The 9,941-nt window shown below is 70.4% G+C and carries 13 protein-coding genes; 5 read left to right on the plus strand and 8 right to left on the minus strand.

Annotated elements, in window-relative coordinates:
- Window positions 1–330: MMPL family transporter (locus VFO68_RS23005; protein ID WP_325160435.1), on the plus strand; the 330-nt coding region annotated here is incomplete at its 5' end.
- Window positions 331–429: 99 nt separating this feature from the next.
- On the plus strand, window positions 430–1,002 hold the full coding sequence (locus tag VFO68_RS23010) for a GNAT family N-acetyltransferase (RefSeq protein WP_325160436.1): 573 nt from the start codon (window positions 430–432) through the stop codon (window positions 1,000–1,002).
- A gap of 4 nt (window positions 1,003–1,006) precedes the next feature.
- On the opposite strand, the gene VFO68_RS23015 is transcribed toward VFO68_RS23010, so the two are convergent.
- A complete protein-coding gene (locus tag VFO68_RS23015) occupies window positions 1,007–2,413 on the minus strand; it encodes an amino acid permease (RefSeq protein ID WP_325160437.1) in 1,407 nt (468 codons plus the stop codon).
- A gap of 150 nt (window positions 2,414–2,563) precedes the next feature.
- Here VFO68_RS23015 and VFO68_RS23020 point away from each other — a divergent pair, with 150 nt between their 5' ends.
- Together VFO68_RS23020 and argF are read left to right on the plus strand one after the other, a co-directional pair.
- The gene (locus tag VFO68_RS23020) at window positions 2,564–3,805 is read left to right on the plus strand and encodes an arginine deiminase (protein ID WP_325160438.1); all 1,242 of its coding nucleotides are present in this window, start codon (window positions 2,564–2,566) and stop codon (window positions 3,803–3,805) included.
- 63 nt (window positions 3,806–3,868) lie between these two features.
- The gene (argF, locus tag VFO68_RS23025; RefSeq protein WP_325160439.1) at window positions 3,869–4,870 is read left to right on the plus strand and encodes an ornithine carbamoyltransferase; all 1,002 of its coding nucleotides are present in this window, start codon (window positions 3,869–3,871) and stop codon (window positions 4,868–4,870) included.
- A 45-nt stretch (window positions 4,871–4,915) separates the two neighbouring features.
- On the opposite strand, the gene VFO68_RS23030 is transcribed toward argF, so the two are convergent.
- From VFO68_RS23030 to VFO68_RS23040, 3 genes are read right to left on the minus strand one after another with little or no spacing between them, the layout of a single operon-like run.
- The gene (locus VFO68_RS23030; protein WP_325160440.1) at window positions 4,916–5,323 is read right to left on the minus strand and encodes a thioesterase family protein; all 408 of its coding nucleotides are present in this window, start codon (window positions 5,321–5,323) and stop codon (window positions 4,916–4,918) included.
- Window positions 5,320–6,111: an SDR family NAD(P)-dependent oxidoreductase gene (locus VFO68_RS23035; RefSeq protein ID WP_325160441.1), complete on the minus strand. Its 792-nt coding sequence runs from the start codon at window positions 6,109–6,111 to the stop codon at window positions 5,320–5,322. Before VFO68_RS23035 ends, VFO68_RS23030 begins: the two co-directional genes overlap by 4 nt.
- Before the next feature lie 18 nt (window positions 6,112–6,129).
- Entirely contained in the window at window positions 6,130–6,603 is a 474-nt protein-coding gene (locus tag VFO68_RS23040; protein ID WP_325160442.1) for a DUF1203 domain-containing protein, read from the minus strand.
- Between the two features lie 134 nt (window positions 6,604–6,737).
- Here VFO68_RS23040 and VFO68_RS23045 point away from each other — a divergent pair, with 134 nt between their 5' ends.
- Complete coding sequence (locus VFO68_RS23045; protein ID WP_325160443.1) at window positions 6,738–7,091, plus strand: hypothetical protein; 354 nt, start codon at window positions 6,738–6,740, stop codon at window positions 7,089–7,091.
- Here the strand turns inward: VFO68_RS23045 and VFO68_RS23050 are convergent.
- From VFO68_RS23050 to VFO68_RS23065, 4 genes are all read right to left on the minus strand, one after another.
- Window positions 7,084–7,863, minus strand: a complete 780-nt coding sequence (locus VFO68_RS23050) for an inositol monophosphatase family protein (RefSeq protein WP_325160444.1) — start codon at window positions 7,861–7,863, stop codon at window positions 7,084–7,086. The two genes, VFO68_RS23045 and VFO68_RS23050, sit on opposite strands and share 8 nt — an antisense overlap.
- 46 nt (window positions 7,864–7,909) lie before the next feature.
- Complete coding sequence (locus VFO68_RS23055) at window positions 7,910–8,422, minus strand: hypothetical protein (protein WP_325160445.1); 513 nt, start codon at window positions 8,420–8,422, stop codon at window positions 7,910–7,912.
- Window positions 8,423–8,506: 84 nt separating this feature from the next.
- On the minus strand, window positions 8,507–9,028 hold the full coding sequence (locus VFO68_RS23060; protein ID WP_325160446.1) for a hypothetical protein: 522 nt from the start codon (window positions 9,026–9,028) through the stop codon (window positions 8,507–8,509).
- 556 nt (window positions 9,029–9,584) lie between these two features.
- Window positions 9,585–9,842, minus strand: a complete 258-nt coding sequence (locus VFO68_RS23065; RefSeq protein ID WP_325160447.1) for a hypothetical protein — start codon at window positions 9,840–9,842, stop codon at window positions 9,585–9,587.
- Window positions 9,843–9,941 lie beyond the last annotated feature (99 nt).

A 9,941-nucleotide genomic window follows, 5' to 3' on the forward strand; every position in this document is an offset into this window, starting at 1 on the left:
GAGGAGTCCAAGCAGTGGGGCACCCGGCGCGGTGCGCTGATCGGGCTGTCGGCCACCGGCGGCGTGATCACCTCGGCCGGTCTGGTGCTGGCCGGCACGTTCGCGGTGCTGGCCACCCTGCCGCTGGTCGCCTTCGCCCAGATCGGGTTCACCGTCGCGGTGGGCGTGATGATCGACACGATCATCGTCCGCGGCATCCTGGTGACCTCGCTGACGCTGGACATCGGGCGGTGGATGTGGTGGCCGCATCGGTTGTCCCGCAAGCTGGACGTGGAGCCGGAAGAGGTCACGGCGGGCGCGGACGAGACCGCGCTTTCCACTGAGAAATAGGGCAGGCCGCCGAACATATTCCACAGGCGCGGAAAGGCTGGAACCGGTCCAGGCATCGACGTATGGTGTCCGCATGGCGGTCAACCGGAAGGGATGTCGATGAGGGTCGACGTTCCAGTCCTGCTCCGCGAGGCGACGAAGCTCGACGCGGCCTCGGTCGGCGACGTGCACGCGGACGCGTGGCAGGTCGCCTACCGCGACCTGTTCGAGCCGCACTGGCTGCGCCGGTTCGTCGCGAAACGCCGGGCACAGTGGCAAAACCGCGTCATCGCACCGGCCTTCGACCGAACCACGCTGCTGGTCGCGGTACGCAACGACGAGGTCGCCGCGTTCGCCTACTTCGGCCCGCACGGCCTGGCGGCCGATCCGCCGGCTGTCTTCCCGCGCGGCCGGGTGTATGTCGCCGACGCGGAGATCTACGGGTTCTACGCGCATCCCACCGTGTGGGGCACCGGCGTCGCGCCGACGCTCATGGACGGCACGCTCGACCGGCTGGCCGATTCCGGCTACCGGCAGGTGCGGCTGTGGACGCTGTCCGGCGCGAACCGGGCCCGGCGCTTCTACAGCCGCATGGGCTTCGCCGAGACCGGCGTGACCAGGGAGCGCGACTTCGGCGACCGCCGGCCGGTGCTCGAGGTGGAGTACCTGCGGACGGTTCGGCCGGTCCGCTGAGCGATCACCGGTAGGGAGGCACCGGGCCTGGCTCGGTCAACTCCCGCCGCTGCGCCCGGTAGACCGGAACACCCAGCAGCAGCGCGGCGCCGGCGAGCAGGAACGGCGCCCAGTACACCCAGAACGACTGGCCGGTGTTGCGCGAGTAGTAGATGAACAGGATCGAGAACACCAGCGCGAGCACCGCGACGGTGACGTCCCGGACGAACCTCGGGGTGTGCATGGTCCGGTTGTCGGCCAGCCGCCATTTGAGCTGTGCCAGCGCGGAGAACGCGTAGGGGATCGCCGAGGTGATGCCGGTCATCAGCACCAGCGTGGTGAACACGGTCGCGCCGGCCTGGCCCAGATAGTTGACCACCACCGCGACCGAGGCCAGCACGGTGGAGGCCACGATGCCGAACGCCGGCACCCCGGTGGCCGACATGCGCTTGAACCGTTGCGGGAACAGGCCGTCCCGGGCGGCGGCCAGCGGCATCTCGGCACAGATCATGGTCCAGCCGTTGAGCGCCCCGAACCCGGAGACCACCACGGCGAAGGCCATCACGTAGCCGGCCCAGGTGCCGCCGAACATCACGTTGACCGCGTCGGAGAACGGGGCGGTCGACTCGCGCAGCTCGGTGCTGGGCATGATCCCGAACACGGCCACCAGCGACAGCAGGTAGACCACGGCGGTCGCGACCGTGCCGAACATGGTGGCCCGCGGGATGTTGCGGTCCGGATCGCGCACCTTGCCGGCGGCGACCGCGGCGGTCTCCACCCCGAGGTAGCTGAACAGGGCGATGGCCATGCCGCCGCCGATCGCCGACACGGTGCTCTCCCCGCTGATGTTCCACGGGGAGAAGTTGTCGCCGTTGATGAAGAACAGCCCGACCGTGGCCATGAACGCGAGCGCGACGAACTTCAGGATGGACGAGGCCACCTGGACCGCGCCCATGTTCTTCACCCCGGACAGGTTGACGATCGCCGGCAGCCACAGCCCGACCAGCACCAGCAGCACCGAGAAGAACCGGTTGTGTCCGGTGTTGACGAACTGCTCGACGTAGAGCACCCAGCCCACCGCGATCGCCGCGTTGCCGGCCCACGCGGTGATCCAGTACGACCAGGCGTTGGCGAAGCCGAGGCCGTTGCCGAACGCGACCCGGGCGTAGGCGTACGGCCCGCCGTCGGCCGGCAGCCGGCGGGCGAGCGCGGCGAACAGCATGGCCAGGGCGAGCGCGCCGACGGTGGTCAGGGCCATCGACACCAGGCTGATCGGCCCGAAGGAGGCCAGCGAGGTCGGCAGGTTGAACACGCCGACCCCGATGATGGTGCCGACGATCAGGGCAGTGGCCGCGGTGAGGCCGAACTGGGGTGTGGCCGACGTCCCGGCGCTCTCCGTTGTTCCGCCGGAGGTGTCTACCCGGTCCGTCATTGCGCACCTCGATGCCGCACATGGGTGCGGCCATCTGGGCGACCACCCCCGTCACCGGACAGAGCATTCGACCGGCCGGATGGCGACGCATCACCCTCCGTGGGTGAGGGCTGACCTGCGGCCGAAGAGTTACATGACATCGCGGAACCGATGGAACGCGAGGAGGCCAGGATGGCGCTGGGTGTGCACTCGGAGGTCGGCAAGCTGCGCAAGGTCATGGTCCATCGGCCCGGGCTGGAGCATTCCCGGCTCACCCCGTCGAATGCCGAGGAGCTGCTGTTCGACGACGTCCTGTGGGTCAGCCGGGCCAAGATCGAGCACGACGCCTTCTGCGAGGCCATGCGGGAGCGCGGCGTCGAGGTCTTCCTCGCTGAGCAGCTGCTCGCCGAGGCGCTGGTCAAACCCGAGGCCAAGGACTGGGTCTGCGGCCACATCCTGAACGAGCTGGAGGTCGGGATCGCCGCCGCAACGCGGGCCCGGCAGTGGGTAGAGGGGTCCGATTCGACCCAGGTCGCCGAGTTCCTCATCGGCGGGATCACCAGAGCCGACGTCGCCGAGGACGTCGGGCTGATCTGGGAGGCGGCCGACCCGACCAGCATGCTGCTGCCGCCGCTGCCGAACTTCCTGTTCCAGCGCGACCCGTCCTGCTGGATCTACGACGGCGTCACGATCAACCCGATGACCAAGCCGGCCCGCAAGCCGGAGACGATGATCATGGAGGCGATCTACCGGTTCCACCCGATGTTCGCCGCGGAGCAGTTCCCGGTCTGGTTGGGCGGCTCGGACGAGAACTGGGGCCGCGCGCACGTCGAGGGCGGTGACGTGCAGCCGATCGGCAACGGCGCGGTCATGATCGGCATGGGGGAGCGGACCACGCCGCAGGCCGTGCTGTGGATCGCGCGGTCGCTGTTCCGGGCCGGCTCGGCGAGCCTGGTGCTGGCCGTGCACCTGCCCAGCTCGCGCAGCTACATGCATCTCGACACGGTCATCACCATGTGCGACCGCGACCTGGTCACCATGTTCCCCAACGTGATCGCCGGGGCGCGCACCTGGGCCATCCGGCCGGGCGAGTCGGCCGACGACCTCGTGGTGGAGGAGCAGCACGGCACGCTGCCCCAACACATGGCCAAGGCCCTCGGGGTGGGCACCATGCGCGTGGTCGAGACCGGCGGGGACGCGTTCGGCGCCGAGCGCGAGCAGTGGGACGACGGCAACAACGTCGTCGCGCTGGAGCCCGGGGTGGTCGTGGCCTACGAACGCAACACCGGAACGAACACCTTGCTGCGCAAGGCCGGGATCGAGGTCATCACCATCGAGGGCTTCGAGCTGGGCCGGGGCCGGGGCGGCTCGCACTGCATGACCTGCCCGCTGCAACGTGATGCCGCGTTCTGACGACCAGCCTTCCCCACGACGAGCCTTCCGACCACGAGCCTGCCGACGACGAGGAGCCCGCTGATGGCGTTCAACCTGAAGAACCGCAGCTTTCTGAAGGAGATTGATTTCGAACCGGCCGAGCTGCGCTACCTGCTGCGGCTGTCCGAGGCGCTCAAACTCGCCAAGTACGCCGGAACCGAGGCGAAGCGGTTGGCCAGCAAGGAGATCGCGCTGATCTTCGAGAAGACCTCGACCCGGACCCGGTCCTCCTTCGAGGTGGCGGCGTTCGACCAGGGCGCGCACGTGACCTACCTGGACCCGTCCGGATCACAGCTGGGGCACAAGGAGTCCATCGCCGACACGGCCGCGGTGCTGGGCCGGATGTACGACGCGATCGAGTTCCGGGGCACCCGCCAGTCGGACGTGGAGTCGCTGGCCGCGCACTCCGGTGTGCCGGTCTACAACGGACTCACCGACGAGTGGCACCCCACCCAGATGCTCGCCGACTTCCTCACCATGCACGAGTCCAGCAACAAGCCCTACGACGCGCTCAGCTACGCCTACGTCGGCGACTGCCGGTTCAACATGGGCCGCTCGCTGCTGGTGATGGGCGCGTTGATGGGCAGTGACGTCCGGTTGTCCGGGCCGAAGGATCTGCATCCGCCCAAGGACGTCGTCGACCTCGCCGACGACATCGCGCGGCGCACCGGCGCCCGGGTCACCGTCACCGACGACGTCGGCGCGGCCGTCTCCGGTGTGGACTTCATCCACACCGACGTGTGGGTCTCCATGGGTGAGTCCAAGGACGTCTGGACCGAACGGGTCCGCCTGCTCACGCCCTACCAGGTCAACTCCGACCTGCTGTCCCGGTCCGGCAACTCCGCGGTCAAGTTCATGCACTGCCTGCCCGCGTTCCACGACGCCAACACCGCGGTCGGCCGCGAGATCATGGACCACACCGGCATGACCTCCGGCATCGAGGTCACCGGCGAGGTCTTCGACTCCGCCGCCAGCATCGTCTTCGACCAGGCCGAGAACCGCCTGCACACCATCAAGGCGATCCTGGTCGCCACCCTGGGCTGAACCGCGACGGCGTTCCCCGGGTCGCCGGCAGGCGACCCGGGGAGGTCAGACCGCCGAGCTCGCGAGGGCTTCGCGGATGTCCGGGGGCATGGGCTTCTTCTTGAGCGTGGTGGGGTCGACGAACACGTGCCGGACCTCGCCGTCGGCGATGAGCCGGTCGTCGACCCGGAACACCGGCTTGATGATCATGCTGGTGGTGCCGAGGTGGTGCACCGGCATCTCGATGTCCAGCAGCTCGTCGAACCGGGCGCCCTCCACGAACCGCACCCGCGCCTCACCCACCACCAGGTCGAAGCCGCGGTCGATCATCTCCTGGTACGGGCCGACCCGGTCCCGCCACAGCTCGGTGACGGCCACGTCGTAGAAGAACAGGTACTGACCGTTGAACACCACACCCTGCTGGTCGCACTCGCTGTAGCGGACCCGCAGCCGGTGCGTGAAAACCCCGCTCAACGCCGGTCCCGATGCCCCTCGGCAAGCTGACGGGCCACCTTGTCGGCGCCGAGCAGTTGGCCCAGCCGGGCGGCGGTCTGCGGGGCGAGCTGGCTGATGATGGTGCCCACCCTGGTGGGCAGGTCGGCCACGTCGATCTCGGCCCGGTCGGCCACGATGGCGCGTTCCACGGCCGCCGCCACGTCCTGCGGTGCGCGTGCCCGCACGCCGGGCGGCAGCGTCGCGCCACCTTCGTGGAACATCCCGGCCTCGGCGATCGGCCCGGGGTTGACGCAGCTGACGCCGACGCCGCGCGGCCGCCAGTCCTGTCGCAGCGCCAGCGCGAACCCGCGCAACCCGAACTTGGTCGCGTTGTAGAGCGAGCTGACCGGTGTGGTGCCCTTGCCGGACAGCGAGGAGATGAACACGACGTGGCCGGCGCCGCGCTCCAGCATCCGCGCGCCGATCAGCCGGGTCAGCATGACCGGCGAGCGGAGGTTGACCGCGAGCACCCGGTCGATCTGCTCGGCCGTGTACTCCTCCAGCGCCCCGTTGCCGGGCACTCCGGCGTTGGCCACCAGGATGTCCACCTCGGCGCACTCCCGCGCCACCCGCTCCACATCGTCCGATGTGGACAGATCGGCCACCAGCGCCCGGCCGCCGACCTCGTCGGCCAGCGGCTCGAGCACGTCCGCGCGCCGGCCGGTGAGCACCAGCGAGCACCCCCGGACCCGCAGCCGCCGCGCGATCGCCTGCCCCAGCCCACCGGTCGCCCCGGTGACCAGGGCCGTCTTCCCGCGAAGCTCCATGCGGCCGATCCTATCGATCTAGGAGACCGGCCGAACCTCGAACGTGAAGCATCCGGCGGTGGCGCTGCGGATGTGGACGTGGGACACCTCGGGCGCGTCCAGCACCCGGCGCACGGCGGCCTCGTGGTCGTCGTCCGGCTGCACGAACGTGATGTGCTGGTAGGCCCGGGCGCCGCCGTGGTCGAACGGGTTGATCATGCTCGGGCTGCGCCGGAACGCCTCCGGGTAGTCGCCGGGCGCCGGGTAGCCCGCGCACTGTCCGAAGTGGACGAATACCGGTCCGGCCTCCAGCCACGGATGCGGCCCCGTCCACGGCGAGTAGGTGATCAGGGCGATCCGCTCGTCCGGGCCGGCGACCCGCAGGCAGCAGCGCAGCGGCTCCCACCCCTCGGCGGTTCGCGGGGTCCACGGGTTGCCGTACTCGTCGGCCCCGGCGCTCCGCATCCGCTCGAGCCGGTCCGGGTCGATGGCGAGGTACTCGATGTCGGTCATGTCATCAGCCTGCCGGCCGGCAGGCGCCCGATCTGGCGGAAATCCGCCACAGCGGTGTGGCCGCCAATCCGCTACGCCGCCTGCCTCGAACCCGCTGTGGACGGCGATGTGCCGAGAGGGTCGGGGTGTTCACGATGGTGCCGGCAGAACTGGAAACACACTGGGAGACCGCTTATCGCGGGTACTGCGTCGCGGCGCGGCAGGCGGCCGCCGCGCCGCCGGACGACCAGAACGTCGCCCGCCTGATGGTGTCGACCTCGGCGGAGGTGGCCGCCGCCTGGCGGGACCTGCAGGACGTGCCCGACCTGCCCTGGTGGGCGTTGGCCGCCCTGGCCGCGGCCGTCGAGGCGTTCGAGGCCCAGGCCCGGGACTGGGCGCTGCGGGTCGTCGAGCCGACCCCGGACGACACCACCACGACCCCGTTCCCGCGCCCCTACCGGCATTCGTCCACTGTGGACGATGGGCAACGCGGGCGGTTGATCAGTTGACCAGTTCGAGCACCGCGTCCCGCAGGCCCGGGGTGATCGCGATGGTCTCGGCGGAGGTGAAGTCGTGCGGAGCGCCGGCGGCGTCCACCACGACGGCGCCGGCCTCGCGGGCCAGCAGCACGCCCGCCGCGGTGTCCCACGGCATGTTGGACAGGATGACCGTGGCGTCGGTGCGGCCCTCCGCCACCCAGGCCAGGTCGATGGCGGCGGTGCCGAACATCCGCACCCGCTCCACCCGCTCGGCCAGGCGTGCCGACAGCCGCAGCCGGACCACGTTCTTCTCGGCGGCGCCCGCCCCCACCGCGTAGTCGCCGACCGACACGATGGCCCGGGACACCTCGGTCGTCCCGCTGGCCCGCAGCGGCCCGTCCACGCCGAACGCGCCGAAGCCCTTCGCCGCGTAGTAGCGCAGGCCCAGGAACGGCGCCACGATCGCCGCCACGACCGGCTCGCCCGCCCGCACCAGCGCGAGGGACACCGCGCACAGCGGCACGCCGTGCGCGAAGTTCGAGGTGCCGTCGATCGGGTCGAGCGTCCACACCTCGCCGTCGAGCACCGAGGCTCCGCCGCCCTCCTCGCCGAGGAACCCGATCCCCGGCGTCACCCGCTCGAGGTACTCCCGGACGCGCTCCTCGACCCGCAGGTCCAGCTCGGTGACCACGTCGCGGTCCCCCTTGTGCCGGACCTCCCGGGGCCGCGCCGCGTGCATCAGCTCCTCGCCCAAGCCCACCGCATGCTGGGCCACCTCGACCAAACCGGACAGTTCCGCCACGCCACCACCCTAACGCCCGCCCGGTCCGTCCATAGCGGACTCGGCGCTACCGGCCCGCCCGCCGCCAGTCGACCTCCAGCTCGCCCTCGGCCGGCAGTTCGGCCCATCGCGCGGCCAACTCCTCGAGCAGTCGCCGCGCCGCGGCCAGCTGGGCCGCCGTGTACGGGAACGGCTCCTGCCGCACCGACCCCCAGTGCCGGCGCGCCCATCCGTGCAGATCGCCCCGCTTCCCGGACTCCACCGCGTCGTGCACCACCGCGGCGAGCACCTCCGCGACGGTCAGCGCCCGGGACGCGGTGTTGGCCCGCAGGATCTTCTCCGACCGCTGCCGCGCGTCATGCCGCCGCCCACCCGAAACGACCCGCATGTCGCCCATCAGCGCGCCGGCCATGATGCTGCCGAACACCCCGTCCTCGATCCCCAGGGCGCTCTCGGTGGCCACGTGCGCGAGGTCGTGCGGAACCCGGTGCTTCCGGTCGAAACTCGGCACGAACACCACGGCCCCGTCCGGCCGGTGCACATGACACCAGTAGTCCCGGCCGGCCCCCTTGGTGAACACCACCTTCGACCGAACCCCGTGCGACGACCCCACCCACCCGATTCTTCGCACCACCTCCGGGCCGGACAACCGAATTCCGCCGCCCTATTCCTCACCCAGATCCTCGGCGTCCAACCCGAGGTCGACCCGCATCTCGGCACGCATCCGGCGGTATCCGGTCTGACCGGCCTGCCAGAGGGTCTCGATGCGGTCCAGGTCTCGCGCACCGTTCGTCAGGTTCATCGCCAGCCGCGAGCGCGGCAGCATCGCGTTGCGGAGCAACTCGTTGAACCGGTAGGGAGCGTGCAGGTTGATCGGCCCGAGCGACTGCCGCATCTCCTCCCGGGCCCGCCGGACGTCGGCAAGCTGCTCCGGGCTCGGCTCGCGCCCGTCCCGTACCTCCGCCATGACCGGGTACACCAGCCAGTCGAACCCCTCGACAGCCGCGACAACCTGCGCATACGCCAGCTTCCGGCCCTCGTAGTCCCGGTTGTCGACCTCCCGCCGCCGCTCCCGCTGCCACAGCAGGTCCGCGCGCTCCTGCTCCCGAGCCCACCGCCGGTCATCCCGCCACGCGGAGATCAGCTGCGCGCCGAGCACCCCGACGAACCCAACCACCGCAACCACGACCGGCACCCACAACGGCACCTGAGTAGACGACACCGCCGCAACCTAGCGCCTGCCCGCCAACGAGACGAACACCCAAGCAACGGCCACACTGTCCAATCAGGACAGTTGGCCGGAAACAGAGTTGGAGCGGGTGACGGGAATCGAACCCGCATGGCCAGCTTGGAAGACCGGCCTCGCCCCCTGCCCACCATCTCTGACCTGCACCTACACGCCCACCAGCCACCCGCGGTTGACCGTGGTTGCCCCTGCTTAATGGCCCACCAATGGCCCACCCCATTCGCCAATTCGTGCAGCTCAGCCCTGGTCCGCAGCGCGAGCTGGTTCGCCCCGGATCCCGCCCCACCCGCACGCCACCCTTCCTACGTCGCCAGGTCCCGCCGGCCCACTCGCCGCCGTTCCCCCGCCCTTGCCGCCCTGTTAGCGCCGGGTCGTCGGTGTCAAGGGTGGCGAAGCCATCGGCGCAGCCGACGCGACAAAGGAGCGCCCTTGATGCCGGCGGCCCGGTGTTAAACGATCTCGGGCGAAGGGGGGTCGGCCCACCGGCACCCGACCGTCACAGTCCAGCGGACTCCCGATCAAAGCGTTCGGCCAGGTCAAGGAAGGTTTCAGCCCACCCACTGTCGATCGAGGCGGTCTGCAGCGCACCGGTGGCCGCGAACAGCACCCTGAGCTGCAAGGCGGCCCCGGCATCGCCGGACACCGCTCGCTCTGTGAACTGCCGCAGGTCCTCCACGAGGTCATCGACCGCCGCGTAGCTCGTCCACCCAAGCTCCTGCGGACCTGCCCGGAGGATGGCGACAACCTCAGCCACGACCGCAGCCACGCCTCCGGCACTCACGGACTCAGCGTCCCCCGCGTCCAGGTCAAGAGCACGATGACGCCGATCACAGCCCCGGCCACTGCATGTCCT

This window comes from Actinophytocola sp. (assembly GCF_035712165.1).
Classification (GTDB): Bacteria; Actinomycetota; Actinomycetes; order Mycobacteriales; family Pseudonocardiaceae; genus DASYTH01.